The sequence below is a fragment of the Stenomitos rutilans genome (assembly GCF_059505485.1).
The window spans coordinates 23,391-49,946 of the sequence record NZ_JCACKR010000101.1 but is presented as its reverse complement, the minus strand read 5'-3'; the positions used below and the strand labels follow the sequence as shown (position 1 = coordinate 49,946).

The 26,556-nt window shown below is 50.4% G+C and carries 21 protein-coding genes, 1 tRNA gene and 1 riboswitch; of the genes, 14 read left to right on the top strand and 8 right to left on the bottom strand.

Annotated features, from left to right (window positions below; genetic code table 11):
- Positions 1 to 40: 40 nt before the first annotated feature.
- The 5 genes from AC5JLP_RS20210 to AC5JLP_RS20190 form a co-directional block, all read right to left on the bottom strand.
- Positions 41 to 265: a hypothetical protein gene (locus AC5JLP_RS20210; RefSeq protein ID WP_496069744.1), complete on the bottom strand. Its 225-nt coding sequence runs from the start codon at positions 263 to 265 to the stop codon at positions 41 to 43.
- Positions 266 to 472: 207 nt separating this feature from the next.
- Complete coding sequence (locus AC5JLP_RS20205) at positions 473 to 868, bottom strand: DUF1257 domain-containing protein (RefSeq protein ID WP_496069743.1); 396 nt, start codon at positions 866 to 868, stop codon at positions 473 to 475.
- A gap of 51 nt (positions 869 to 919) precedes the next feature.
- Positions 920 to 1,327, bottom strand: a complete 408-nt coding sequence (locus AC5JLP_RS20200) for a DUF1257 domain-containing protein (protein WP_496069742.1) — start codon at positions 1,325 to 1,327, stop codon at positions 920 to 922.
- A complete protein-coding gene (locus tag AC5JLP_RS20195) occupies positions 1,328 to 2,938 on the bottom strand; it encodes an AAA family ATPase (protein ID WP_496069741.1) in 1,611 nt (536 codons plus the stop codon). It lies immediately after the preceding gene.
- A 375-nt stretch (positions 2,939 to 3,313) separates the two neighbouring features.
- Positions 3,314 to 4,222 carry a lipid kinase gene (locus AC5JLP_RS20190; RefSeq protein WP_496069740.1) on the bottom strand — a complete coding sequence of 303 codons (909 nt, stop codon included), beginning with the start codon at positions 4,220 to 4,222 and terminating at the stop codon, positions 3,314 to 3,316.
- A gap of 792 nt (positions 4,223 to 5,014) precedes the next feature.
- On the opposite strand from AC5JLP_RS20190, the gene AC5JLP_RS20185 reads away from it, so the two are divergent.
- The 14 genes from AC5JLP_RS20185 to AC5JLP_RS20120 all read left to right on the top strand — a co-directional run bounded on the left by AC5JLP_RS20185 (position 5,015) and on the right by AC5JLP_RS20120 (position 19,472).
- Positions 5,015 to 6,349: a sensor histidine kinase gene (locus tag AC5JLP_RS20185; protein WP_496069739.1), complete on the top strand. Its 1,335-nt coding sequence runs from the start codon at positions 5,015 to 5,017 to the stop codon at positions 6,347 to 6,349.
- 507 nt (positions 6,350 to 6,856) lie between these two features.
- Positions 6,857 to 7,912 carry a BMP family protein gene (locus tag AC5JLP_RS20180; protein ID WP_496069738.1) on the top strand — a complete coding sequence of 352 codons (1,056 nt, stop codon included), beginning with the start codon at positions 6,857 to 6,859 and terminating at the stop codon, positions 7,910 to 7,912.
- An 85-nt stretch (positions 7,913 to 7,997) separates the two neighbouring features.
- Positions 7,998 to 8,282, top strand: a complete 285-nt coding sequence (locus AC5JLP_RS20175; protein ID WP_496069737.1) for a type II toxin-antitoxin system HicB family antitoxin — start codon at positions 7,998 to 8,000, stop codon at positions 8,280 to 8,282.
- Positions 8,279 to 8,467 carry a type II toxin-antitoxin system HicA family toxin gene (locus AC5JLP_RS20170; RefSeq protein WP_496069736.1) on the top strand — a complete coding sequence of 63 codons (189 nt, stop codon included), beginning with the start codon at positions 8,279 to 8,281 and terminating at the stop codon, positions 8,465 to 8,467. The genes AC5JLP_RS20175 and AC5JLP_RS20170 overlap by 4 nt, the downstream gene beginning before the upstream one ends.
- Positions 8,468 to 8,510: 43 nt before the next feature.
- Entirely contained in the window at positions 8,511 to 10,511 is a 2,001-nt protein-coding gene (locus AC5JLP_RS20165) for an ABC transporter ATP-binding protein (protein WP_496069735.1), read from the top strand.
- Positions 10,512 to 10,646: 135 nt separating this feature from the next.
- Positions 10,647 to 11,690 carry an ABC transporter permease gene (locus AC5JLP_RS20160; RefSeq protein ID WP_496069734.1) on the top strand — a complete coding sequence of 348 codons (1,044 nt, stop codon included), beginning with the start codon at positions 10,647 to 10,649 and terminating at the stop codon, positions 11,688 to 11,690.
- A 65-nt stretch (positions 11,691 to 11,755) separates the two neighbouring features.
- Entirely contained in the window at positions 11,756 to 12,697 is a 942-nt protein-coding gene (locus AC5JLP_RS20155) for an ABC transporter permease (protein ID WP_496069733.1), read from the top strand.
- Between the two features lie 165 nt (positions 12,698 to 12,862).
- Positions 12,863 to 12,934 (top strand) — tRNA-Asn (locus tag AC5JLP_RS20150).
- A gap of 323 nt (positions 12,935 to 13,257) precedes the next feature.
- Positions 13,258 to 13,383: riboswitch (guanidine-I (ykkC/yxkD leader) on the top strand.
- Positions 13,384 to 13,514: 131 nt separating this feature from the next.
- Entirely contained in the window at positions 13,515 to 14,333 is an 819-nt protein-coding gene (locus AC5JLP_RS20145; RefSeq protein ID WP_496069732.1) for an ABC transporter ATP-binding protein, read from the top strand.
- 95 nt (positions 14,334 to 14,428) lie between these two features.
- Positions 14,429 to 15,442 (top strand): ABC transporter substrate-binding protein, encoded by a 1,014-nt coding sequence (locus AC5JLP_RS20140; protein ID WP_496069731.1) that lies wholly within the window; start codon positions 14,429 to 14,431, stop codon positions 15,440 to 15,442.
- 6 nt (positions 15,443 to 15,448) lie between these two features.
- Positions 15,449 to 16,219 (top strand): creatininase family protein, encoded by a 771-nt coding sequence (locus AC5JLP_RS20135; RefSeq protein WP_496069730.1) that lies wholly within the window; start codon positions 15,449 to 15,451, stop codon positions 16,217 to 16,219.
- 140 nt (positions 16,220 to 16,359) lie between these two features.
- Positions 16,360 to 16,932, top strand: coding sequence for a hypothetical protein (locus tag AC5JLP_RS20130; RefSeq protein WP_496069729.1), 573 nt, complete (start codon positions 16,360 to 16,362; stop codon positions 16,930 to 16,932).
- 313 nt (positions 16,933 to 17,245) lie between these two features.
- Positions 17,246 to 18,604 carry a type III glutamate--ammonia ligase gene (gene glnT / locus AC5JLP_RS20125; RefSeq protein ID WP_496069728.1) on the top strand — a complete coding sequence of 453 codons (1,359 nt, stop codon included), beginning with the start codon at positions 17,246 to 17,248 and terminating at the stop codon, positions 18,602 to 18,604.
- A 13-nt stretch (positions 18,605 to 18,617) separates the two neighbouring features.
- On the top strand, positions 18,618 to 19,472 hold the full coding sequence (locus tag AC5JLP_RS20120; RefSeq protein WP_496069727.1) for an ABC transporter permease: 855 nt from the start codon (positions 18,618 to 18,620) through the stop codon (positions 19,470 to 19,472).
- Positions 19,473 to 19,645: 173 nt separating this feature from the next.
- Here the strand turns inward: AC5JLP_RS20120 and AC5JLP_RS20115 are convergent, their stop codons facing one another.
- The 3 genes from AC5JLP_RS20115 to AC5JLP_RS20105 form a co-directional block, all read right to left on the bottom strand.
- Positions 19,646 to 21,679: an elongation factor G gene (locus tag AC5JLP_RS20115; RefSeq protein WP_496069726.1), complete on the bottom strand. Its 2,034-nt coding sequence runs from the start codon at positions 21,677 to 21,679 to the stop codon at positions 19,646 to 19,648.
- A gap of 245 nt (positions 21,680 to 21,924) precedes the next feature.
- Positions 21,925 to 24,108, bottom strand: a complete 2,184-nt coding sequence (locus AC5JLP_RS20110) for a lytic transglycosylase domain-containing protein (RefSeq protein ID WP_496069725.1) — start codon at positions 24,106 to 24,108, stop codon at positions 21,925 to 21,927.
- Positions 24,109 to 24,709: 601 nt separating this feature from the next.
- Complete coding sequence (locus tag AC5JLP_RS20105) at positions 24,710 to 26,542, bottom strand: ABC transporter ATP-binding protein (RefSeq protein ID WP_496069724.1); 1,833 nt, start codon at positions 26,540 to 26,542, stop codon at positions 24,710 to 24,712.
- Positions 26,543 to 26,556: the final 14 nt, after the last annotated feature.

The following is a 26,556-nucleotide window of genomic DNA, read 5'->3' as shown; positions in this document are numbered from 1 at the left end:
CGTGGCATTGGCATGACATTGCCACCTATCCCACATTAATCTAATGCACTACCAACCGTTCGACTAATTGTGCAACCGCATCCCCAGAACGCCTCCCACAAACTTGGGCAGCAGCGGTATAGCTCAGTCTTTGGGCAACCGCTAGCAGGGCTTTGGCACGAGCCACACGAGTGGCAGATTCACTCGTTGCACGACTGAGGCGTTCTAATTCCTGCTGTTCTTCATCGGTGAGTGCACGTAACGGGTCTTTCTGTCGGCGAGTCATCACACTCTAGCATCGGGGACTTCTCTATCTTGCCAGACCCAGCAAATAATGGCAGTATTCATGCCAAGTGACCCACTAGTGGGTATTGGTGGAAATGGACATGACATGACTGCTGAAGTGTGGAAAAGAGAATAAGACTCAATACAGTTAGTCAAAATGTCTTGATATTAGTCTACCGCAAGCACGGTCATGCTTCGCTTTTAGGAATCACACCCACCTGCCAACGACCACGCGTAGAGTGCCGTCTTCTAACGTTTCTTGAGCCTCAACATCAAATCCCTGTGCCTGCACATTTGCCATCAGCGTTTTGTGGGCATAGTTTTGCAAGATGGGATTGAGAAAATCTTGTTGATTGATGCGCGCGCCCCAGAAGTCGGCGACCAGTTCGTAATGGTCATCGCCATCATTTCCATCGCTATGACTGCAACGAAAACCCAGGTCGTATCCATTCGATCGACGGATCACATACTCCGCCTGAGTTTTGTCACCCTGATAACCACGAACCTGGGCACTACAATCGACGCTGTAGCCTAGCTCTTGCAGCACCTGATGTAAAATTTCGCCGTTTTTGATCTGAACTTTAATGCGGCTAAAGTGAGACATTTATACTCTCCCGTTTCAATAAAAAAACTACCGTTGACATCAAGCTAAGCCTTAAACCCATTTTGCAAGCACAACGCGAATTGTGCCATCGTCTAAAATTTCATCTTGCTCGATCGCAAATCCTTGTAGCGGCACTTGGGTCATGAGCGCATGATAGGCATAGCGCTGCGTCATCTGGTTTAGCCACTGTTGAGAATATTTGTGGCGATCGTACTCAGAAATAATGGCGGTAAAGCTACCGTTCTCTTGACGCTTAAAGCCAATATCGTTGCTCATTCTGCCAATATATTGACGACGAATAATGATTTCCGCCGTGTCTGAGCGCTTATCTCCTTGATAGCCGTACAACGGTTGTGCCGTTTCATGCACTTCAATGGCTTTAAACTTCATTTCAGTCAACGCCTTCACAAGCGCATCAGGATCTTTAATCTCGGTTTTGATTTGAGTGAAATGAGACATTTAATCGACCTCCAAGGGCCCAATGCCCCGATCGTGGGTTAACTGACGCAACTCTTCAACCAACTGTACATCTTGAGAAGCGGGACGGGCACCCGTAATAGCTGCCCACTGCTTGAGCGCGTCGATCTGGTCACGGGCGATCGCGGCTAAGGGAACCGTTTCCTCGATCGCCTGCACAATATCTTCGCTGCTAAAGTCTTGCCGATTGCCAGGAGTACCCCGACTAAAGGCGCGCTGCATCCCATCAATAATGGTTTGCTCGATCTCAGCGCCACTAAAGTTTTTCGACTGACGAGCTAATAGATCGAGATCAAACTCCCGTAAACGGCTGGGGCGTAGGCGCTGTAAATGCACCCGAAAGATTTCTCGTCGTTCTTGCTCCGTGGGTAAGTTCAAGAAAAAGATTTCATCAAAGCGACCTTTACGAAGCAGTTCAGCGGGCAGAATTTGCACATTATTAGCCGTGGCAACGATAAATACCGGGCTTGTTTTTTCCTGCATCCAGGTAATTAAATTGCCAAACACCCGCCGACTGGTGCCCGAATCTCCATCAAAGCCTGCATTGATGTTGCCAAACGCCTTGTCAATTTCATCCATCCACAACACGCAAGGCGCGATCGCTTCGACAATTTGGATCATCTGACGCACTCGGCTTTCGCTTTCACCCACCAATCCGCCAAACAACCGCCCAGCATCCAGTCGCAATAAGGGGAGCCGCCATTCGTGCGCGATCGTTTTGGCAGACAGTGATTTGCCTGTGCCCTGAATGCCTGCCAGGAGAACACCTTTGGGGTTGGGGATACCGTAACGCCGTGCTTCTTCAGTGAAGCTATCCTGCCGCATTTGCACCCACCGCTTAAGCTGATCCAGTCCACCCACGCTTTTAAGGGAGGCGTGAGTGGTGACAAACTCCAAAATCCCCGTTTGCCGAATGGCTTGCCGCTTCGCTTCTAAAACGCTATCAATGTCCTGTTCTGTAACCTGCTGTTTTGCCGCAATTGCGTTTGCCAGCACCCGTTGAATGCGTGCTCGGCTCAATCCCTGGCATGCCTTCACCAGTTGCTCTCTTGAGAACTGCGATAGTTTCAGGTTTTCTGGAACGACTAGAAAGGAAAGCAAGGTGTTGATTTCATCAGCATCCGGTAGCGGAAAATCAATGACCGTCATCTCTTCGATGAATTCGGGCGGCACATCAAGCGAATAGCTCGTCAAAATTAAGGTTTTACGAGTGCGCTTGAGTTCGCGGGCTAAGGTTTTAATTTCACGAATGATGGGTACATTGCCCGGCTGTAGAGGCGCTTTGAGGACGGGATGCAAATCTTTCAGCACATAGATGGCCGGTTTTTCACCTGCCGCTTTGGCAATGCGCCCCAGAGCCGCGATCGCTGACCCCTTATCGGAGCCATTGTCATTCCAGCCTCGCGCAATATCCCACAGGTACAGATCGCGCTGAGGCGTTGAACGAGCTGCCACTTGCGTTAAAACTGCCTCGATCGGGTCTTCTTCTGCACCCACGATGTAGATCAGCGGATACCGCGCCCGCAGCATTAAATCAAGCTGTTCGACAATGCTCTGATGACTCGTCGGCAACGCAGATGGATGGGCATTCATACGAAACGGAGCAGAATATAGAACATGCAGCAGAATTCAGGCGTTAGAAGTCAGACGTGAAAAAACCCATCGATCAGGTTCTCAGAGTTCGAGATGTACTTTATTTAGCTGTAAGGGCAAATGCCGAACCACACTTAGTATGCCCTCTAGCCGTTGAGATTGAGCAAGCGCTAGATCTACTCTATTAAAGTACATTTGTTCTGCGAAAAACTTAAAACTTTGATAAACTCGTTCTCTCCAATCATTGTAGAGAGTATCAGGCTGCTTCGCTCTCAAGACGGCTCTAAGTCTCGCTGAGATGCGATCGTTCTAGAAGTACAGTTGTCAGTGTGCGGATGATTGGTGCCTAGTTTGTGAATGCCAACGTTGACTGGGCTAGCTTGACCGATCGACTGACGACGAGTCTGCTGGTGGCGGAACAAAGACCTCCAACGCTTTGGGGCAAAGCTCGAACAGGGCGGGCGTTTTGGTTGTAATTTCGCCATCCGTGTTCACTCGCTTCGGTTCATGCGTCCAAACTTTGATTTGTTTGCCCTCCCAGCGTTCAATACCAATACGATTGCTGAATTGCCCTGTTCTCAAAGCAGGCAATAAGAAGAGGAGGTGCCACCATTGGGGCATCTCCAGGCTGTACAGATCAAGTCTCTGATCGTCGATCGCCGCATCCTTGGCAATGGTTAAACCGCCGCCATAGTAGCGTCCGTTGCCGACCGCAATTTGCAAAGACCTTCGGGTCATTTCTACCCCGTCATCGACCTGGATCACAGCCGTAAACCGTCGTATTGTCACCATCGTTCGTAGCGCCGCGATCGCGTATGCCACAACGCCCCAGCGTTTTTTCAGTCTGCCTGAAAGTTTCTGCGTAATTTTGATACTGAGACCACAACTGGCGACGTTAAAAAAGTATTTGCCATTAACTCGCCCTAAATCAATGGTCTGTCGGTGACCTTGAGCAATCACCTGACAGGCTTCTGGCAGTGTCCGGGGTAGGTTGAGCGTGCGAACCAGATCATTCGCCGTTCCCAACGGTAAAATGCCCAACGGCAAACCTGTCTCAACGAGTGCATCAACGGCAACATTTAATGTACCATCGCCTCCACCAATGATTACCGCAGATACCCGCTCTTGGTAGCGGCGGATGCAACGGGCAAAATCTTCAGCCTCTTTGATCTGACCAATGATGTATTGAACGCCCAAGTCATTGAAACTAGCAAGCGCTTCTCCAAACCGTAAAAGCCCTTGTTTAGATTGAAGATTAATCAGCAGCAAAATGGGTTTAACCATCTCTTCACCCGTTGGTTGATGTTTCCAGTAAGGACATTGAGCAGCTGTTACTTACAGCCGCTCTTAATCGAGTAAGCCACAGTCTAATTTAAAACGGATGCAGAGGGGTGGGTAGCGGATATGGTGAATCCAAACGAAATCGGCTGTGATTCAGCAACGTGGGAGCCGCGATCGTAGTTTTGGTTGCGGTCAATCCCTGCCCTAAAAAAGCCTGTCCTAATAAAATCGCCGCGCCTGTTGCTTTTTAACCGTTTTTGAGAAATGCCGCAGTGGTACCTGTGACAGACCAATCCTACAGGTATTGGAAGCATTCCAGGAAGATATCCTGACCAACTGACAAAAGTCTTGAAAGGCTGATGGCTTCGTGGCTCATTCGCCCGTGATTAGAAGCCGGGCTAACGGTGCGAAACCCGTTAAAACGGGGTGAAAGACGCTTGTAGGCCTCTACCCTTCGGGAAGGCAGCACCTAGAGAGGACTTTCTGCTGTTAGTCCGCACTTTGAGGCAAGGCGAGGCAGGCGATTACGGAAAGCTTTGCCAGGCAATCAGGGAAAGCGTCTCAGGGTAGAGTGGCTTGCTCCAGTAACATTTGAAACTGCACGATGCTCCAGTAACATTTGAAACTGCACGATCGCCCTTACAGAAGCAAGCTAGAACGCATCCATTTTCCTTCAGCCAATGTGCTGATCATACGGCAAATCAGGGCACTCTACCTTTTAGATCTAAAAGCATGCGCCACTCTGGTTTACTGCTGATGTCAATGCCTGCTTTCTATACCTTCTGAGAGGTTTTCATGTTGGAAGCATTTAGGACTTTTTTGAATCCACAAGGGTTTATTGCTCACGGCCATTGTTACCTTTGGAAGCCGACATTAGTTTGGTTGCATGTCATCTCTGATGGCGCGATCGCGCTTGCCTATTTCTCTATTCCCCTCACGCTTATTTATTTCGTTTCCAAACGTAAAGATATCCCCTTTAACTGGATTTTTTGGATGTTTGGCCTCTTCATCATTGCGTGTGGTATTGGTCACCTGATGGACATTTGGACGCTCTGGCACCCGACCTATTGGTTAGCTGGAACGATCAAAGCACTCACCGCTTTAATTTCAGTCATCACGGCTGTAGAACTGATTCCACTGGTGCCTAAAGTGCTGGCATTACCAAGCCCGGCTCAGTTAGAAGCCGCCAATCAGGGGCTAGAAGAAACTCTTCGCAAGCTTCAGGAAGCCCAGATTCAGCTCGTTCAAACTGAAAAAATGTCCAGCTTAGGGCAACTCGTAGCCGGAGTGGCGCATGAAATTAATAACCCTGTTAACTTCATTCATGGCAACCTGCTTCACACCAGTGGTTACGTACAGGCTTTACTAGAGGTATTGAGCGTTTACCAACAGTCGTATCCTCAGCCAACGATCGCTGTGCAAACAGCGATTGAGCAGAGTGATCTGGAATTTTTGAACGAAGACTTACCGAAAATGCTGTCGTCGATGAAAGTTGGCACCGAGCGCATTCGTCAGTTGGTGCTCTCGCTCCGTAACTTTGCCCGGTTAGATGAGGCAGCCATGAAACCAGTTGACATTCATGAGGGTATCGACAGTACGCTGCTGATCTTGCAGAACCATTTGAAAGCAAAAGCGGATCGATCGGGCATTCAGTTGCAGAAAACATACGAACAGTTGCCTCCAGTTGAGTGCTACGCTGGACAACTAAACCAGGTGTTTATGAACCTGCTCAGCAATGCCATTGACGCGTTAGAAGCTGCGCCTAAAGGCCAACAGTCTGTAGAAAGTAATGCCACTCAACTCTCACCCACGATCCACATCCGGACAGCACGGCTTGAGCAAGATTGGGTTCTAATTGAGATTTCTGATAATGGGCCGGGTATGCCTGAGGCGGTGAGACAGTCCATTTTCAAACCCTTCTTCACCACTAAAGCAGTGGGTAAAGGCACAGGTTTAGGCTTATCTATTAGCTATCAAATTGTCGTCGAAAAGCACGGTGGACAGTTGGAATGCACCTCTACTATTGGACAAGGAACGACCTTTCGCGTCAAAATTCCAATCAAACAGGCCGAAAAGCGGGTGATGGAACCGAGTGATCAGCCGCCAACCATTCGCTATCAATCTGCTTAACGCTCTATGAAGCGCACTTATGCCCTTGTGCCTGAATATAGCGCTCCTCTTTGTTTTGTGAACATGATTCTGGGTTAGCTACTGACTAACAAAAGTCTTGAAAGGCTAATCGCTCCGTTGCTCACCCGCCCGTGATTCAAATCTGGGCTAACGGTGTAAAAACCCGTTAAAACGGGTTGCTAGAGGCTTGCAGTCCTCTACCCTTTGGGAAGAGCCTATAGAGGACTTCCTTCCATTAGCCTGTACTTTTAGTGCAGAGCGGGTCAGGCGATCACTAAAAGATTGGTCAGTCAACCAGGGATTAGCTATCAGCCTTCAGCTTTAAATTCCAGGCTGACCACTGACCGCTAATTAGATCAAACACAGCCTGCTACACGAACATGCGGCTTCTGCCTGAACGATCGCTTACATGTAATGCCTTATACTATCCATGCTTCAACAAATGGTTTAGTAATACGAGTCAAGGACAAAATATTCCTTGACTGATAGTTTTAGGCATTGAAACGCATGACAGACAACTTTAATCGTCGGAAGTTCCTTGTTTATGGCTCCGCTGCCTTTGGCTCTAGCCTTTTGCTCAAAGCCTGTGCCTCATCGCCTGCGCCAGAAGGTTCTCCAGCAGTACAAGGATCGCCTTCAGCCTCACCAGCAGGCAAAATCAAAGTGGCGAGTGTATACACGGTACCGATCGAGCAACAGTGGGTGAGCCGTATTCACAAAGCGCTGTCAGCCGCCAAAGAGCGAGGCGACATTGAGTACGTTTATTCTGAAAATACGACCAACACTGACTACGAGCGGGTGTTGCGGCAATATGCAGAAGGCGGCAATCAACTGATCGTTGGTGAAGCGTTTGCGGTGGAAAAAGCCTGTCGATCGGTCGCCAAGGAATACCCCAAAGTCGCGTTTTTGATGGGGTCGAGCGGCAAACCAGACGGCACCAATTTCGCCGTTTTTGACAACTACATTCACGAGCCGTCTTATCTTACAGGCATGATTGCAGGCGGTATGACCAAATCTAAGGTGATTGGGATGGTCGGCGGCTACCCGATCCCAGAGGTCAATCGCCTGATGCACGCGTTTATGGCAGGCGCAAAAGAGACCCAGCCAGATGTGAAATTCCTGGTGACGTTTATTGGGAGCTGGTTTGACCCACCTAAGGCGAAGGAAGCCGCCTTCGCCCAGATCAGCAAAGGTGCGGATGTGATGTACGCCGAGCGGTTTGGCGTGTCTGATGCCGCGAAAGAAAAGAAAGTATTGGCGATCGGCAACGTCATCGACACCCAAAAAGATTACCCCAACACCGTCGTCGCCAGTGCACTGTGGCACATGGAACCGACGATCGATCGCGCCATCAAAGCGGTCAAAGACGGCACCTTCAAAGCGGAAGACTACGGCGAGTACAGCTACATCAAGTACGGTGGCAGCAGTCTTTCACCACTGGGCACCTTTGACAGCAAAATTCCCGCCGACCTGAAGCAAAAAGTGACTGCCAGACAGGATGACATCAAAGCAGGCAAATTTACCGTCAAAATTGACGATACGCAACCGAAGGCGACCGCGTAAGGTAGAAAGGATAAGGGATGAAGGATGAAGGCTAAAGATTAAAACGTTTATCCTTCATCCTTAAAATCCAAACAAAGAGATTATCATGCTGACCTATAAGGCAACCTATCGGTTTCTAGATGAAGGTGTACATGGAGAAGTGCTGGACTTTCCAGGCACCATCACCTTTGCCGAGAATTTGGAAACAGCGCGACGATCACTGGCAAGTGCCCTGGTTGAGATGGCAGAAACCAATTTGCTGCTGGGCGAACCATTGCCCTCGCCGAATGCTCAATTGACGGATGCTGACAGTGATTTAGAAGAACCGATTCACCTCATTCTCACTGCCGCTTCCCGCATTCAGATTGTGCCCGATTTAGCAGCGTCATGAAGCGGCGAGATTTAATCCGCCATCTCAGCGCTCAAGGCTGTCGTTTAGTGCGGGAGGGTGGCGAACACTCAATCTGGGAGAATCCTGCTAACCATCGCCGGACTTCTGTACCGCGTCATCGAGAGATCCCCAACTTTACAGCAATGCAAATATGCAAACAGTTAGAGATAGCCACACCGTCTTGAGCCTTCTGCGATCAACGACCTGTCTCTTTGGTGTGCAAACGTGATGAGTCATTCAACCAACGCCATATTCGGGAAGCGAGCGCTGCATCAGATCTTTGCGGATGACTACATTGATTGGGCAACCGAACTGCTCGTGAAGGGTTACGACTCGCCCAACCTGCGAATTTTGGCTGGACTCGATCGACGCAGCAGCGTTTTTGATATAGAAACGTATTTCATTCATGCGATCAAAGAATTAGATATAGAGGAACCAGAGCCAAAAGCGGCTATTCGGGCGTATGCGTGCGAAATAGCACAGCAAATCATCAATGGTCAGTTCATATCACTTCGACAAGCGATACAGCCGTTGTATCAAATCTGGTTGGATACCGATCATGATCCTGATTACGTCATCTGGCTTGAACTTGACGATGCCCTGGATAGCCTCTATGCAGGCGAGTTTCCCTACAGTTATCCATCCGCAACTCTGGAAAATATTGATGCGATCGTCCATCAAGAGGCTGCAAGATTCGTGAACCAACTACTGCAGCCAGAAGCCGACGTTGTCCTTCAACTCACTAACATCAGCAAGCGGTTTGGGAGCCTGCTGGCAAATGATGCTGTCAGTCTGGAGTTGCATCGCGGCGAAGTGCTGGCGCTGTTAGGTGAAAATGGCGCAGGCAAGACCACGCTGATGAATATCCTGTTTGGTCATTACGTGGCGGATCAGGGATCGATCGCCGTCTTTGGCAAACCGCTGAAAACAAGTTCGCCTCGAGCCGCGATCGAAGCGGGTGTCGGCATGGTGCATCAGCACTTTACGCTGGCAGACAATCTTTCAGTGTTAGACAATATCACGCTGGGCACCGAACCCCTGTGGCGACCCTGGCAAAACCTGCAAGCTGCACGTCAGCGCTTAACCGCCCTATCAGACCGCTTTGGACTGGCAGTGAATTCAGATGCCAAAATCGGTGCCTTGTCTGTGGGTGAACGTCAGCGGGTTGAGATCCTCAAAGCGCTGTATCGGGATGTCAAGATTTTGATTCTCGATGAACCCACAGCGGTGCTCACGCCACCCGAAGCCGCATCGCTGTTTGCCACCTTGCGCCAGTTGACGTCAGCGGGGCTCTCGATCGTCTTCATTTCTCACAAGTTGCAGGAAGTGATGGCCGTGAGCGATCGTGTCATCGTCCTCCGTGCTGGCAAAGTTGTCGCGGCTGTCACTACCGCAGACACCACACCTGCCCAACTCGCGGAACACATGGTAGGTAGACCCCTGCCTAAAACCATTCGTCAGCCGCTCACACCTGGTGAACCAGTCCTACAGCTCGATCGCGTGACGCTGAAAGCAGGCCATCTTACCTCACTTGATGCCATCAATCTGCTGGTACGTCAGCAAGAAATTGTTGGCATTGCAGGCGTTTCTGGCAATGGACAAGCCGCCTTGTTTGATCTGCTGAGCGGACTGATGGCACCCACACAGGGCATCGTACAGCTCTATGGGCAAAAGCTACAGCAGTTTTCTCCCGCTGATATGGTGCAGGCTGGCGTGGCACGCATTCCTGAAGACCGTCACACCACCGGGCTTGTGACAGACATGACCATTTGGGAGAACTTGATTTTGGAAACGCACCAGGATCAAGCATTCTCTCAAATAGGGTTGCTCAAGCGAGAGGCTGCCACTCGCCATGCTGCCGGCCTCATTGCCGCCTTTGACGTACGGTGCCCATCGCCCAAGGCAACGGTGCGGTTACTGTCTGGTGGCAATATGCAAAAGCTGATCCTGGGTCGTGAACTATCGCGTGATCCCAAACTCATCCTGGCAAGCCAACCGACACGCGGACTTGATCTTGGTGCCGTTACCACTGTCCACCAACGCTTGCTGGAGGCTCGCGCCAACGGAGCCGGGGTTCTACTCATCTCTGAAGATTTGGACGAACTGCTGACGCTCTCCGATCGCCTCTACGTGCTCTACAAAGGTCGCCTATCACCTTCGATCGCCATCGAAAACGTGGTGATCAGCGAGATTGGACTCATGATGGCGGGGAAAGAGGGGAAGGGGTGAAAAGTAGAAGGCAAAAGGCAAAAGCAGAGGGGGCAGGGGAGGCGGGGGCGGAAGGCGTTGTTAGTTGTTAGATAGATGGCTGATGGCTGACCGCTGACCGCTTAATCAACTCAAAACTCAAATCTCCACTTCTCCATGCACCTTGAACAACGCGAACACATTCCTCCTCTTCTAGCCGTGCTGGCACCGATCGCGGCCATTGGTGCAGCGCTGGCATTATGCATTCCGCTGGTCTCCTGGACGGGTGTACCCGCGTTGCACTCCTATGGTGTGATGCTAAAAGGAGCGTTGGGTTCACAGTTTGCGCTTTCAGAAACGCTTTCACGGGCAACGCCACTGATGTTTACGGGCTTGAGTGTGGCGATCGCGTTTCGGGCGCGATTTTGGAATATTGGGGCAGAGGGGCAACTGTATGCGGGTGCGATCGCCGCAACGCTCGTGGGTAGCGGACTCATTACCCTGCCATCGTTCCTGATGATTCCCCTCATCTTGATCACAGGCTTTCTTTTCGGCGGAATACTGCTACTGCTGCCTGCTATCCTCAAAACGCAGATTCAAGTCGATGAGGTCGTCACAACGCTGTTACTCAACTTCATCGTGCTGCTGGTTGTCAGCTATTTAGTAGAAGGCCCGCTGAAAGATCCCTCCGCTTTAGGGTGGCCGCAAGCCGTGCCAGTGATTGATCAGGCCACCTTACCCAGGCTTTCGGGTCGGACTCATTTAGGGTTAATCGTGGCAATTTTAAGCGCGATCGTCGTGTGGGTACTCAACAGTCGTTCCGTATTGGGCTATCGCATGAAGGCGATCGGGGCAAACATCCATGCCTCCAAATTTGCGGGCATTCCCATTAACCGTGTCATTCTCGCCACAGCGCTTTTGAGTGGCGGGTTAGCGGGTCTTGGTGGCGTCAGCGAAGTGGCTGGACTCAAAGGCTACCTCAGCCTCGATTTGTCGCCCGGTTTTGGGTACACCGGCATCATCGTAGCGATGCTGGCGCAATTGCACCCAATCGGTGTACTTGGATCGGCCATTTTCATTGCGGCAATCTATGTCGGTGCTGATGCCATGAGTCGATCGGCGAACTTACCGTCTTACCTGGCAGATGTCATTGTATCGGCCTCCCTGCTGTGCATGCTCATCAGCATTCTGCTGACCCGTTATCGTTTGCGATGGCGATAGACTGTGCTGAGCTGACAGACTTGAACCAACAAACATCGCTCACAAAATGAAGTAATGCCACGTCTATGGATAGTCTCAACCTGCTCTTTGGTGTCGAATTTTGGACTGCCACGATCCGGATAGCGACACCGCTGCTCTTTGGCACCTTAGGAGAATTGCTCTGCGAGCGAGCAGGTGTCTTAAACCTGGGCATTGAGGGCATCATGACGATCGGTGCACTGGTTGGCTGGGCTGCCGTCTATCAGGGAGCCGATCTGTGGATTGGTGTACTGCTCGCAGCAGGAATCGGTTGTGCGTTTGGCTTGCTGCACAGCCTGTTTACAGTTTGGTTGGGTCTGTCACAACACGTCACGGGTATTGGCATCACCTTACTGGCCTCAAACTTGGCGTATTTCTTCTACCGAGTGTTGCTGCCTCAAGCCACTACACCGCCCAAAATTACACCGTTTCAGCCCTACCCGATTCCACTACTCTCGCAGCTACCGCTGATTGGTCAAGCCATGTTTACCCAGACGCCGCTCACCTACCTGGCACTGCTTGCGGTCGGTATAATCTCCTATGCGCTGTACTTCACACCGTTGGGGTTGGCCGTGCGAATGGTGGGGGAGAATCCACAGGCGGCAGAAGCACAAGGCATCAATGTGTATACGGTGCGAACAGGTGCAGTGATGGCTGGCAGCGGGCTAATGGCGATCGCGGGTGCCTTTCTGACCCTTTCTGCCTTTGATTCCTTCTTTATCAACTTAATCAACGGGCGTGGCTGGATTTGCATTGCCCTTGTCATTTTTGCCTCATGGCAACCCTTCAAGGCGTTGCTTGGTGCTTTGTTGTTCGCCGGGTTCGACGCTATCCAGCTCCGGTTACAGCAGGAAATTGGCGCGACCATTCCCTACCAGGTGTTTTTGATGCTGCCCTATCTTTTTAGCATCCTGGCACTCACCATCATGTCCAGGCGAGCCGGATACCCCAAAGCGCTGATGCGACCTTTCCTGAAGGGAGAACGGTAGGAGCAGGGCTTGCTTCCGCTTTGTGATGAAATTGATCGCGTAGTGGAACTGGGTCTCTAAGGCGTGTTTGGAGAATCGTTCACTAGATTGATCAAAATTTTGTGCCAGGATGCTTGTCAAAAGGGCTAAATTATCGATACTATGAGATCCGCGACGTTAAAGCATTCCTCAGTAGCTCAGTGGTAGAGCGATCGACTGTTAATCGATTGGTCGCAAGTTCGAATCTTGCCTGGGGAGTTTGATTAAGGGTAAAGGCAGCTACAACGGGTCAAATGGCAGCGTATTTATTGCAGTGGATTTGCCTGGTTTTATGATGATGCTTGAGCACTTTTGTTTCTTTTGATACAATCATGCGTACATTAAGCCGTTATAACTAGCACCATTCCAGGAAGTTGCTTTCTGGGAGTGAAAAACTTTATGAATAGAACTTACGCAGTCGCCCCCTTTTCTTGTATGCCCAAAGGGCTTTAAGCCCCCAACTCTGGGGGAATTTGAGTGCTTGCTCCCCCAAATTTGGGGGCTGTGGGGCTAGTTTTAGAGAATTTGCGTAAGTCCTGATGAATAAAGACTTCTAGGGTTCCGGCTTATCAACCTGGTAGCGACTGGTTCGAGAGAGGTCGATCCATTGAAAGGCTTGCGTCTGAGGCTTTTAATAGATTACACGGCGGGATAAAAACCCGGGAGAGTTCTGTAGCGATCGCTGCTTCTCTTCCGGGTTTTTAGCTGCTTCCTCATTTTTTTTGACCGTTCTATCAAGCCCTCTTTAATTGTACCTGAAAATAATTTTAATCTTGCGTGTTCATCCTCCTCTCACCCTATGCTAGAGCAAGTTCTGAGTGTTAATCACTCTAGTGAATTGTCCCAAGAACCCGTGGCAAAACTCCAGGTACAAAATCTTTACAAAACTTATCCCCTCCGGGGTAAGCAAATGCTAACCGTTCTCCAAGAGATTAACTTCAAGATTTTTCCTAGAGAATTGGTTTGTCTGGTCGGTTCGTCGGGTTGTGGCAAATCGACCTTGCTCAATATTATTGCTGGTTTAGTTCCACCGTCTGCTGGTGATGTTTTAGTTGATGGTAAACCTGTGACGGGCCGCCCTGGCTCCGATCGCGGCATGGTGTTTCAAGGCTATACCCTGTATCCGTGGCTAACGGTAGCGCAGAATGTGGCCTTTGGTTTGCAGTTCCAAAACATGCCAAACGCCGAGCAGCGCGATCGGGTGCGCTACTTTTTGGACGTTGTGGGGCTGACGAAGTTTGCTAAAAGCTATCCAAAGCAGCTCTCTGGTGGGATGAAGCAACGGGTGGCGATCGCGCGTGCCCTAGCCAACGAACCGGCTGTGCTATTGATGGATGAACCGTTTGGAGCGTTGGATGCTCAAACCAAAGAGCAGATGCAGCAGTTTTTACTGGAGTTGTGGGAAAAAACCCATGTTACTGTGCTGATGATTACTCATGATATCGAGGAGGCAATTTACCTTTCTCAACGAGTGTATGTAATGGCTGCAAACCCCGGTCGCATTCAGCTAGAGGTGCCGATTCCATTACCAGAACACCGCGAATTGGATATTAAAATGTCTCCAGAATTTGTCGGTATTAAGCGGCAAATCATTCATGCATTGCATAGCAAAACGTAGCCTGCTTAGCTCAATGCAATGGGGCATTTAATGCGTTTGCTTATTTCATTGTTTCATTGTTTTATGGTTCTATTGCTTGATTGAAGAATTATTCTATGCTGAAATTGCCTCACCTCGTCCGTCTGTTTTGCTTGGCGCTTGTATCCTTAACCTTAACGATTGCTTGCGCGCAACAACCCAATCCGACCTCATCGACGAGTTCTAGCCCGTCTGCCTCTCAGCCCATCGTTTCTGCCACTAACAACTGGGTTGGTTATGCTGGGCATCATGTTGCTGTGGGCAAAAACTTTTTTTCTGAACAAGGACTGACTGTTCAAGACCAGTTTTTCCAAAGCGTGAGTGAAGAAATTACAGCCTTTCTAGCAGGCAAAATTGATCTGGCCTGGTTCACTTCAGGCGATGCGGTGCAAATGGCAGCCAAAGACCCATCCATTCGCATGATTTATCTGGTGGATTACTCCAATGGCTCTGATGGCATTTTGGGGCGTGGAATTAAGTCCCCACAAGATGTGAAAGGGAAAACGGTTGGGCGAGAGAACGTCTTATTTGAAAAAATTCTGCTGGAAGCTTACTTGAAAAAAGCAAGTTTAACTGAGAAAGATGTTGTGGTTAAAGATATGGCAGCCGCTGATGCCGCTACCGCGTTTGCTGCCAAGCAGGTGGATGTTGCCGTGACCTATGAGCCTTACTTGACCAATGCGGCGAAGCAAGGTGGCGGCGAAGTCATTTTCTCCACAAAAGACACCAATTTGATTGCCGATGTTGTTGTCGCAAAGGATAGCTTTATCAAAGCGCATCAGGCAGACATCAAGGCGTATTTTAAGGCGATCGATAAAGCGGTTGATTTAGTGAATGCTAGCGATGCCGAAGCGCTCAAAATTGCAGGCAAGAAGTTAGGCATCACTGGCGATGACGTTAAACAGCAGCTTTTGGGGGCAAAGCTCTTTGACTTAGAAGGCAACAAATCGATCGCGTTTGACAAAAACAATCCCAATAGCTTGATTGGTAATCTGGAATTAACAGCTAAAGGAGCTTACGATTTCAAGATTGTCGATAAACCTCTCAAGGTTGAATCGCTTTATGATGATTCGATCGTGAAAGCATCGTAAACAGGCATGATGAATCAGCCCGTACTGTGGGAAGAACTTACCTGGGAGCAGTTAACGGCTTTGCGGAACCAGGGCACGAATCTGGTCATTCTACCCATTGGTGCAACTGAACAACATGGACTTCATTTGCCCGTGGGGGTGGATACCTTTTCGGCGATCGCGGTTGCACATGGAGTCTCCGCTCAAACGGGCATTCCTGTGCTGCCCGCACTGCCCTATGGGTGCTCTTTAGGGCATTCTAAAAAGTGGGCAGGTACGCTTTCCCTCCGACCTGAAACGTTGGCAAAACTTGTGGTAGAAATTGCCGAATGGGTTTACAGTGCTGGATTCCATCGCTTGCTGTTGCTCAACGGGCATGTCACCAATTGGGCACCCCTGCGCTGTGGGTTGGAAAACGTTCGCCATACCTACCCCGATTTACGCATTGCGCTGCGATCGTTGTGGGAAATCTCACCTCGAATCCATCAGTTCTATCACCAGGATGCCGCAAACTTTCATGCCAACTGTGCTGAAACATCTGTCATGCTGGCGCTGCGTCCCGATCTAGTGCAGATGGATAAAGCACTGGACGAACCCGATCGCTCTGCTGGTTGCTTTTTTGCTTATACCGTCAATCACGAAAGCGTCCACGGAGCAGTGGGTTCTCCCAGCAAGGGCGATCGTGCCTTGGGCGAACAGATCCTGCAACTTTGCATTGATGAACTCAGCACTCAACTGAAGCAGGCTCTGACCGAAGGAACCCCCCTGGAGGAATTGCCCCCTCCAACACCTGATTGAGACTGATCCATAACGACTGGTTTTAAGAAGACTCTGGAGGTTTTGCGTCAGTCGTGGATAATCTACTGTCATGTTGATTAATAGGCATTTATGATGACTTCAATCTTTTATGAGCAGCAGAAACCCATTGCAAGAAAAATATGAACCCTGAGCAAAGACTGAATTATCTTTACAAAGAATATGTGCGCTTAAGCCAACAAGCAGAAGAATACATTAGAAGTGCTTTTGATGACTTCAAATTGATGGGAGTCATCGGCGCTACGATCGCGCTTTGGAAGCCGATCGTAGATTTTATTGTGCTGGCAAACCCCAAAATTGACTATAGTGGACTCTTATTTTTAGGGTTTCTCAGTCTTCTGCTAGTAATTGCGATTATCGGCTTTTGGAATCTGATTAAACAATCCTTCATCATTTTCTTTGCAGATAATCTCCAGGGCTATGAGAAAGAACTTAGAAAAGAATTGAATGAGTTAGAAAGCTCAAGGGTCTTTAACCTAAATCTTGAAAAAGAAGCAAAACTTCTTGCCAGCTATAGGGTGACGTTTGCCGCGTTTCTTCTAATCTTTGCGCTTGCAACTACTGTCATACCGTTTTTAATTTTAATCTTTTTCAAAGTTATTTATTCGTTAATCTATTTGTTTCTATCATTGACTATTTTTGGAATCTATTTCCGAGTACTTAAGAAGTCAACTAAGAAATATCTCAATGAATAGCCTACAGAAGCCCGGTACTGGGCAGTGCTTTAAAACTTCTCCACTGCGTTGCGTCTCCGCGCTGAACTGTAAGTTCGCGCTCACAGAGCCAAGTCCACTAAAGGGACTGCTGGTCTTGAGTCCCTTTAGTGGACTTCCTGCTATTAGCCCGGATTTGCAATCACGGGCGGGAAAGCAGCATAGTGAAAGGGTTTAAAGCACGTTCTAGGTATTGACGACAATTTTCAGTGGCTAAAAAACCGCTTCTACTCAATCCTCAATCTTGCTAATTCGTACCTCTAAACCCACCTTCAATCTCCCACTTCCAATCAATATGACTGAATCTCTTACTCCAGAACTCCAGGCATTAAAAGATTCCCTGGCGGCGAAGGGCGTAAAATATGCCCTTGCCAGCTTTGTGGACATTCATGGCATGTGCAAAGCCAAATCGGTGCCCTTATCCCATTTCGGGCAAATGATGGAAGGCTCAGAACTCTTCACCGGAGCAGCACTTGATGGTGTTCCACAGGATGTAAGTGATGAAGAAGTCGCCACCTATCCTGACCCTAATTCTGCTACCATTCTGCCCTGGAACTCAGAGATGGTTTGGTTTGCCAGCGATTTACATTTGCAGGGAAAGCCTTTTGAAGCCTGCTGTCGTAGCATTCTTAAGCGGGTGCTGGCAGACGCTGCCGCGATGGGGTTTATCTTCAATTTAGGAATTGAAACTGAGTTTTTTATTTTAAAAGACGAAAATGGGAAAGCGGTGCCTGTGAGCGATCGCGACACCCTTGCCAAACCCTGCTATGACCTGCAAGGACTGTTGGATAACTACACCTGGGTGACAGAAATTGTGGAGGCCATGAACAGCCTGGGTTGGGATGTTTACTCCTTTGACCACGAAGATGGTAACGGACAGTTTGAAACTGATTTCATGTACTGTGATGCGCTCAAAATGGCCGATCGCTTCACCTTCTTTCGGTTGATGGTTAAAGAAATTGCTCGTAAGCATGGGTTCTTTGCCACCTTTATGCCCAAACCATTCGCCAACCGCACAGGTAGCGGGGCCCACTACAATATGTCCCTGGCAGACATGAATACGGGCGAAAATCTTTTCTATGATGCTGAAGATCCGCGTGGCTGCAAGCTTTCTAAGCTGGGCTATCAGTTTATTGCGGGCATCCTTCGCCATGCGCCTGCCATTTGTGCCACCATTGCGCCTACCGTCAATAGTTACAAACGGCTGGTGGCTAGAGGCAGTATGTCTGGCTTTACCTGGGCACCTGTTTATGTCTGCTATGGCAACAACAACCGCACCAATATGCTCCGTATTCCCCTGGCAGGAGGACGAGTGGAATGCCGTGCCGCTGATATTTCCAGCAACCTGTACTTGGGCGCGGCAATGATTCTCGCTGCTGGATTAGAAGGCATTCGGGAAGACCTCGATCCCGGCGATCCTCACACCGAAAATATGTATAACTACTCCCTGGAGCAACTCGCAGACATGGGCATTCGGTTTCTGCCGCGTAATTTAGGGGAAGCGATCACCGCCTTTGCCAGCGACCCTTTCAGCGAAAAAGTGATGGGTTCTCTGATGTACAAAACCTACATTGATTTCAAATCTCAGGAATGGGAAGAATACCACACGCACGTTTCTGACTGGGAAATTCAACGCTATCTCAAGTTCTTCTAAAATAACCATCCCCATGACACCCTTCAGCCCTGCTAACCCAGAACCCACCATCCGACAATATCGTTACCTCGAACCTTCTATATTTTGGAGCATCCGTCAGGGCTTTCCTAAGCGCTTAGCAGTTGCCCTTGTTGTCTCTGCTCTACTGGTGCCGTTATTGATTTGGAGCGTTGTCAGCTCACTACAGCTTGTACCGCCGATCTTTTTGCCCTCTCCTGCTGCGGTGCTGGCGGCGGGTTACAAAATGTTTGCGGAAGACAACTTAATTGCAGACGTAATTGCCAGCAGTCTTCGCGTTTTAGCTGGGTTTATTGTTGCTGCCATCATTGGTGTGCCGATCGGCTTAGCGATGGGAACGTTTTACAGCATGGAAAGCCTGTTTGCGCCTATTGTTGGCACCGTGCGCTATATGCCTGTAACTGGCTTTGTGCCGTTGATTGTGATCTGGTTAGGGCTAGGTGAACCCTCAAAAATTCTCATCATTATGCTGGGTGCAGTGCTATATAACGCCATTATGGTTGCCGATGCCGTTAAATTCATCCCCAATGAGATGATTAATGTCGCTTACACAATGGGTGCACCTCGATGGGGAGTGGTGTTTAAAGTGATTATTCCAGCTACATTTCCAAGCGTGTTAGATACCCTGCGAGTGAATATCTCAGGGGCATGGAACTTTCTCGTCATTGCTGAACTGGTCGCCTCCCAAAATGGTTTGGGCTTTAAGATTATCCAGGCTCAGCGCTTCTTGCAAACTGAGAAAGTTTTATTTTGCATCGCTTTCATTGGGTTGATTGGGTTAGTGATTGACTATGCCTTGAAATGGTTATCACAATGGTTGACTCCGTGGGCAGATCAGGTGCGCCATTAGAACCATCCGCCGTGAAATCATTTTGACTAAAGCCTCAGAGGTTTAAGCTACAACATGGGTCACAGTGCTTGATTTGGTGAAAACCTCCGAGGTTTGCGTCATACCAGAGGGCAAGGGAACACGATCGTGCTCATGAACGCGTTCCCTTAAGACCTAGAAACAATAAGCCACAATCACTTACTGTTCGTGTGAGCGCTGGTGCGGACGCGTTCGGCAAGCTTCTCAGGCACTTCTTGTAGGTGGTCATACTGCCAGTGAAAGAAGCCGACCCCTAACGTGAGCGATCGCAGTTCCACAATCAGGTCATGGATTTCTGCCTGCGGCATGTGAGCAGCCACTTGATCCCAGCCATACCAGTTGGCTTTAGCATCATAGCCAAGAATTTGCCCACGTCGGCCACTGACCAGCCGCAGCACCTTTGCCGTAAACTCCGCTGGTACTGAAATCGCCACGTTCAGGATGGGTTCTAGCAAAGTGGGTTCGCACTGTACGATGCCTTCCTGCATGGCTACCCGCGCGGCTTGCTTAAACGCCTGCTCAGAACTGTCGACTGAGTGGTAGGAACCATTGGTGAGCGTGACAGCCACATCCACGATCGGAAACCCAAGTGGGCCGTGAATCAGGTATTCGCGGACACCCGTTTCAACGGCAGGAATGTATTGGCGCGGCACCACTCCACCCACAATTTTCTCGCTAAAGTTAAAGCCATGCCCACGCGGCAGCGGTTGGATATCGAGGTAGACATCGCCAAACTGCCCGTGTCCACCCGTTTGATGTTTGTACCGCCCGTGCACGCTCCTGGTCTTACGAATGGTTTCCTTGTAAGGCACCTGGGGTCGGTGGGTGTGCATGGGCAGGTTGTACTTGCGCTTGAGGCGATCGAGGGCCACCTGAAGATGAATTTCACCCTGTCCCCATAGAATAATTTCATGGGTGGCATCGTTTTGTTCCCACGCGAGAGCGGGGTCTTCTTCCAGCAGCTTGGTGAGGGCACCGCTCAGCTTCACTTCATCACTGCGCTTTTCAGCGGCGATCGCCAGGGCAAACACAGGTGCCATCCGCTCGGCTTTGGGCAATTCACTGGCAAGCGACTGATCGGTGGTGAGCGTATCACCTGTTTTAATGCCATCCAGACGACCCAGCGCCACGATTTCTCCCGCAACGGTAGTGGTCAGACTCTGCTGCTGGTGACCCATGAGACGATAGATGCCGCCAACCCGCACGCCATTGAGGACAATGCCATCGGTCAACGTCCCTTGCCAAACGCGTACTAACGAGAGCTTACCGCCCTGAGGAGTGTAGTAGGTTTTCAATACCTGCGCCAGTGGAGCAGCCGTATGAAGGGAAATGCCTCGGTAGTCGGCGGTCGTTTCAGGCTCAGGTGCCTCGCGTAAGAGTGCCTGGAGCAGGGGACGCACACCAAAATCGCGATCGGTCACGCCAATGAATACGGGTACGATCTGGTCAGCCCCCAGTTCCAGCTTCAAGTCTTGCAGGATTTCTTCTTGCGGTGGTTCAATATCCTCTAGCAATTCCTCAAGCAGATGATCGTCAAATTCTGCCAGGGTTTCTAACATTTCGGCACGGGCCGCCTGCTCTTGCTCACGCAGCGATTCGGGTAACGGCACCGGATCGGCTGGAGCACCGGGATGATAGTGATAGGCTTGCTCGGTGACCAGATCAATGAATCCCGCCAGCTTTTCACCCTGCCCGATCGGGTATTGGTGGGCGACTAGCGGACGACTGGACACTTTTTTGAGCGCTTGCAGAACATCGGTAAACGCGACATCGGCTCGATCCATTTTGTTGATAAACACCAGATGAGGAAGGTGCCAGTCGTCTAAAAATTTGAACAGTGGAGCCAGGGTGAGCACTCGATCGGCCACGGGTTCACACACCACCACCACCGCATCCACCCCAATGAGCGCATGACAGGTTTCTTGAGCAAATTCAATCGAACCAGGGCAATCCAGGAACGTAAAACGAACGCCGTCGTACTGAGTACTGGCGGCGTTGATTTCTACAGACATCTGGCGATCGCGGGCTTCTGGGCTGCTATCTCCGACGGTATTTTTGTCCTGGACTTTGCCTTTGCGCGTGACAGCATTGGTAACAGACAGAATGCTTTCCAATAAGGTCGTTTTACCGCTGAGATAGGGACCCACGATCGCCACGTTTCGGGTTCCCAACAAGACGTTCTCGTTCATAAATTCCTCGCCAGCAAATGCTAAACAACAATGGGCTGGCTTAAACGGGAACGGCTTTTGGTCAAGCCTGAAGTCAAAGCCAGTCAGCCGCCTTCCAGGAGGAGAACCGAACGGTCAACGCACTGGAATAGCTATGTCATTGATTGTGGGGATCGTTCTATGAACCGACTCAAAAACTGCGGTTTGTCTTAAGGAAGGGTTAAACAATCATGAAGTAGTGTCTCGTTATTTTTCCTGGCTGACAATCATGAGTCGGGTGTTGTGATAGTGGGTTGCTCTTTGGATGCCTGGGCAACTTTTTGCGCGATTTCGGGATTGTAAAGCCGCAGGTAGTTCCAGTAGTTCTCGAATACTGATTTGACATAGCCTTTCGTTTCGTCGTAGGGGATTTTTTCGACGAAAACATCTGGATCTTGCTGCCCTGCTTTGGCTAGCCAACCTCCGACGGCTCCTGGCCCTGCATTGTAGCTTGCCACTGCCAGCATGGAATTCCCACCGTATTCTTGATGGGTATAGTCTAGATACCAGGTGCCAAGCTTGATGTTGTCGTCAGGATCGTTCAGTTGGTACTGCTTGAGCTTAATTTGCTTGGCGATCCAGGCTCCGGTATCGGGCATGACCTGCATCAGGCCAGTGGCTCCCACGCTCGATCGAATACCGGGCATAAAGCGCGATTCTTGACGGATGAGGGCGGTTACTAACAGAGGGTTGAGCTGCCGTTCTTGTGACCAGGTTTCGATCGGTTCCAGGAAGGGGAAGGGATAGAGCGCTTGCCAGTAAGAGGCTTGCTGTTTGAGCGATCGATACTGCGACTGCTCTTCGGGCTTGTCTCGTTCACTCAAGAAGGACACCATAAAGATCCCATCAAGATAATCGCCAACGCCAAGGCGCATGACTCCATCGGTAAACTGTTCTGCGACGGATGGCTGCATGGGGGTTTGAAATTCGACCTGCCAAAGCTTCCACGCCTCGCGGTCTTGCCCTAGCTGAAACAATTCTTTGAGCACGGCTGAGCCAACGGGCAACTCAGGGCGAGCGGTGGGGCGAGCGACTTCGGGTTTTAGCTGACGCACACTGTTAAAATCGCCGACCTGCCAACCCAGCCGGGAGGCCGATCGCCACGCGTAGTACGATTGTGGGTAGCGTTGCAGCACTTGCTCATAGGCTGCTCTGGCTTCGTTCTCTTTACCCAACTGTTCTGCCCACTTGCCGCTCCAAAACGTGGCTTCTGGTGCTTCTTCGCTGTTGGGGTTGTGCGTCATCAGAGACTCTGCCCACACACGAGCCGATTGAGGGTCGTTGGCGGCTCCTCGCTCCTGGGCTAATGTCCATCGTAGGGTTGCGGCTGCATCGGATTTGCCATATCGCGTCAGCAGCGTTTGACGAACGGCTGTCGCATACTTGAGACTATTTTGCTGCTCCAGGATCTTGCCTTTTTCGAGCAATGCCTCGCCCGCTTTGGCTGGAAAGCGCTTCTCTACCTGATCGAGATACGTGATCGCTTGCCCCGGTTCGGTAATTTTAGCGAGACGCAGGAGTGCCAGAGCGGTTTCGCTAGCGTTTGGGAATGCCTGTACGGCACGCTGGTAGGCTTGAGTGGCCCCTCCTGTTTCACCCAACTGCAAGCCTCGACCAATGCGGTAGGCGTTGCGGGCTGTGTAGGGTGCACGGGCATAAGCGGCTCCTGCCTTCCCGTAGACCTGTTTTTCCCAATAGCCAAAGGCGATCGCTTCCCAATCCGCTGGCCCTAGCTGAGCCGCATACTGACTGGTTAACGTATCCAGCACAGCCAGGTAATTTTGAGCGTAGAGGGCATGCTTGACAATGAGCAAGAGCAGTTGGGGCTGTTTGGGATTTTGCTTGAGGCGTTGCTGCACTAACTCGATCGTGCTGGGGTGTGCCGGAAACTGGGCGATCGCCTGCTCTGCATACCGTGGATTGTCTTGCCCCAGGGCTGCTAGTGCCTCGGCTGCGACCGGATTTTTAGGATAGTCTTTGAGCAGTTGTTGCCAGGTGGCCTGAGCCTTGGCGCGATCGCCCAGTTGCCCATAGGCTTGTGCCCGCTGCTTTAAGACATGCGCTGCCAGCACCGGGTAGCTGGTTTCTAACCCTTGCAGCGCTTCAAGGGCTTGTTTGCCCTGTTCCTTTGCCAGCAATTCGGATGCCAGCAGGTAGCGCGCACGGTTGCGTTCTAACGAGTCTTTGCCTCTGGCAGCAACCGTCTCTAAGGCTTTGGTGCGTTGGGCTGGCGGCAGCGCTTTGAAAGCGCTCACGGGCTTGTGGCTATCACTGACGGCAGTTGCGGTATCGAGCGCGATCGGTGATGCGTCTTGTTGACCGTGTTTAAAGATTGGGATTGCCGCGCCAACGACGAGTGCACTGAGTGCCGCTAACCCCAAACCGATCTGGATTTTGCGTTGCTTCAGCATGAAGCCTCCCAAAGTGGGCTGAATCTCCCTGTGAATTTAGCACTTTTAAACGAAAGTGACCGCTCAATTTAAGCCAAATGAAAGACTCTTTGTTCATCCTCTGGGGAGAAGACATTGTTCAGTTATAGCGGGTGATAAGTGATACCAATTTAAACAGACTCCGTGACAGATTTTGTCCCGAACTGATCTCCCTCAGTCTCCCTTGCATAAGCAGAGTGGTTTCATGTATCAGAAGAAAAAAGATTGGCAACAGATTGTGGAGCGGATGAAACAGATAACCCAAACAAAAAGCCACCTAACCCAGCCGTTTCATCGGTTTACCATCCGTTGCTCATTTGATTTCCTTGTATGAAACCACCCTGCTCAGTCCCCCTTATTCAAGAGTGATGCCGAAGGCAGGGGGATCGCATCTGTCGCATTCACAAATCAAATTAGTATGAGGGGAAGGCAAAGCAACTCGGTTGCCATGTTATACCGTTTCCCTTTCATTGAGCTACAGATAATGCACTCTAGCCAACGATTCCATGCAGGTTCGGGCACTCAAAACTCTCTAGCAACGCGGCGCATAGCGCTACTCAAAACTCAAAACTGACAACTGGTATTACGTTTCCAGTAGTTGTAATTGATACAGGCTGGCGTACAGTCCACCCAAGCTGAGCAGTTCTTCGTGGCTACCCGATTCGACGAGTTGACCGCGCTTGAGAACCAGGATGCGATCGCAGTTGCGAATGGTAGACAACCGATGCGCAATGATAATGGCTGTACGGTTTTCCAGCAAATGATCCAGTGCATCTTGAATCAGCACCTCAGTACCCACATCTAAACTCGCGGTGGCTTCATCCAGTACCAGAATACGCGGTTCACGGATGGCAGCGCGGGCAAAGGCGAGCAGTTGCTTTTGTCCACCTGACAGGTTGGTGCCTCGTTCGCGCAGAGGCGTGTCATACCCTTGCGGTAGTTGTTCAATCAGGGCAGAAACATTGGTGCGTTCCGCTGCCGATTGAATGGCTGCAAAGGGATAGGTTTCGCCCAGCGTAATGTTGCTTTTCACATCGCCTGCAAACACAAAGCCATCTTGCAAAATCACCCCCATGTGACGGCGCAGTTCCGTTTGGGGCAGATCGCGAATATTCACCCCATCCACCAAAATGCAGCCTTCCGTCGTCTCATACAGGCGACTTAGCAGGCGGATGATGGAACTTTTACCTGCACCTGTGGGGCCGACCAACGCCACTTTTTCACCCGGTCGAATGGTGAAGTTGAGGTCTCGCAGCACGTATTCGCCTTCTTTATAAGCAAAGGAGACATGCTCAAACCGAATTTCGCCTGTCGTCGCTTCAGGGCTGCTACTCAAGGTTTTGGGATGTTCTGGATCACGGATGTCGATCGGCTCATTAAAGATATCGCTGACCCGCTCTACTGCCGTGAACCCCGCTTGAATAGCGGTGAACTTCTCGGCAAACTGGCGCAGCGGATCGAAAAGGCGTTGGGAGAAGAGGATAAAGGTTGAGAGTTGCCCCAAATTGAGCGTTTTACCGATGATGAAAAACCCACCCAGATAGAGCACAGCGGCGATCGCAGCCAGCGAGATCCATTCCAACGTGGCAGAAATGGCGGAATCGTGAAAGATGGTTTTATCCACCTCTTTGATGTAGCGCTGATTGATGGTGCGGAACAGGTCAGCATTAAAAGCTTCGCGACGAAAAAGCTGTACCACATTAATACCCACAATGTTTTCTTGTAGGGTGGAGTTCAATGTAGACAGTTCTTCTCGTGCTTTATAGTTGGCTTTGCGGTACTGCTGCTGAAAATAAACAATCAGTATCGTCGCTGGAATGAGCATGGCGGTCAGCAACAGCGCCAGTTGCCATTGCAGAAGGAACATGGCGATCGCAATCACGATGATCGAAAACAAATCGCCCAAAATACCGATCGCGCCTGTGGAAAACACATCACCCAACGCTTCCACATCGCTGGTCAGGCGAGTAATCAACCGACCCACCGGGGTGCGATCGAAGAAGCGCATTGCCAGCGACGTGACGTGATGAAACAAATCGGCGCGAATGTCTGCCGTAATACGCTGCCCCATTTTCTGTACGAGAAATCCCTGTCGTGCGTCGAAAATGGTTCGCAAAATCAAGGTGAGCAGCAGTAACCCCGCCAAAAGGTTGATGCCGTCCGTAAGAGACATCTGACGCAGAAACGACCAGGTGGTTGGTTCCTGGCGAATGAGAGAAATGGCTTCACCAATCAAAATCGGCTGCATGGCTCCCGCGATCGCGGTGGGCACCAACAGCGCAAACGACCAGGCTAACAAGCGCTTGTCTCGCAACCCGTACTCGGCCAATCGCATAAACAAGCGCCAGTCGGTTTCGCGTACACGGTTTCGCGGGGGGCGATCGGACTTCGTTGGGGGGGCGATCGAGTCAGTCATAGAGGTAGAGCCAG

Coding starts and splice junctions, on each gene's coding strand:
- AC5JLP_RS20165 (WP_496069735.1), top strand. CDS start 8,511: ATGAGTCATTCAACCAACGCCATATTCGGGAAGCGAGCGCTGCATCAG.
- AC5JLP_RS20105 (WP_496069724.1), bottom strand. CDS start 26,542: ATGACTGACTCGATCGCCCCCCCAACGAAGTCCGATCGCCCCCCGCGA.
- AC5JLP_RS20145 (WP_496069732.1), top strand. CDS start 13,515: ATGCTAGAGCAAGTTCTGAGTGTTAATCACTCTAGTGAATTGTCCCAA.
- AC5JLP_RS20120 (WP_496069727.1), top strand. CDS start 18,618: ATGACACCCTTCAGCCCTGCTAACCCAGAACCCACCATCCGACAATAT.
- AC5JLP_RS20140 (WP_496069731.1), top strand. CDS start 14,429: ATGCTGAAATTGCCTCACCTCGTCCGTCTGTTTTGCTTGGCGCTTGTA.
- AC5JLP_RS20115 (WP_496069726.1), bottom strand. CDS start 21,679: ATGAACGAGAACGTCTTGTTGGGAACCCGAAACGTGGCGATCGTGGGT.
- AC5JLP_RS20185 (WP_496069739.1), top strand. CDS start 5,015: ATGTTGGAAGCATTTAGGACTTTTTTGAATCCACAAGGGTTTATTGCT.
- AC5JLP_RS20110 (WP_496069725.1), bottom strand. CDS start 24,108: ATGCTGAAGCAACGCAAAATCCAGATCGGTTTGGGGTTAGCGGCACTC.
- AC5JLP_RS20160 (WP_496069734.1), top strand. CDS start 10,647: ATGCACCTTGAACAACGCGAACACATTCCTCCTCTTCTAGCCGTGCTG.
- AC5JLP_RS20175 (WP_496069737.1), top strand. CDS start 7,998: ATGCTGACCTATAAGGCAACCTATCGGTTTCTAGATGAAGGTGTACAT.
- AC5JLP_RS20135 (WP_496069730.1), top strand. CDS start 15,449: ATGATGAATCAGCCCGTACTGTGGGAAGAACTTACCTGGGAGCAGTTA.
- AC5JLP_RS20180 (WP_496069738.1), top strand. CDS start 6,857: ATGACAGACAACTTTAATCGTCGGAAGTTCCTTGTTTATGGCTCCGCT.
- AC5JLP_RS20190 (WP_496069740.1), bottom strand. CDS start 4,222: ATGGTTAAACCCATTTTGCTGCTGATTAATCTTCAATCTAAACAAGGG.
- glnT (WP_496069728.1), top strand. CDS start 17,246: ATGACTGAATCTCTTACTCCAGAACTCCAGGCATTAAAAGATTCCCTG.
- AC5JLP_RS20130 (WP_496069729.1), top strand. CDS start 16,360: ATGAACCCTGAGCAAAGACTGAATTATCTTTACAAAGAATATGTGCGC.
- AC5JLP_RS20170 (WP_496069736.1), top strand. CDS start 8,279: ATGAAGCGGCGAGATTTAATCCGCCATCTCAGCGCTCAAGGCTGTCGT.
- AC5JLP_RS20195 (WP_496069741.1), bottom strand. CDS start 2,938: ATGAATGCCCATCCATCTGCGTTGCCGACGAGTCATCAGAGCATTGTC.
- AC5JLP_RS20200 (WP_496069742.1), bottom strand. CDS start 1,327: ATGTCTCATTTCACTCAAATCAAAACCGAGATTAAAGATCCTGATGCG.
- AC5JLP_RS20155 (WP_496069733.1), top strand. CDS start 11,756: ATGGATAGTCTCAACCTGCTCTTTGGTGTCGAATTTTGGACTGCCACG.
- AC5JLP_RS20205 (WP_496069743.1), bottom strand. CDS start 868: ATGTCTCACTTTAGCCGCATTAAAGTTCAGATCAAAAACGGCGAAATT.
- AC5JLP_RS20210 (WP_496069744.1), bottom strand. CDS start 265: ATGACTCGCCGACAGAAAGACCCGTTACGTGCACTCACCGATGAAGAA.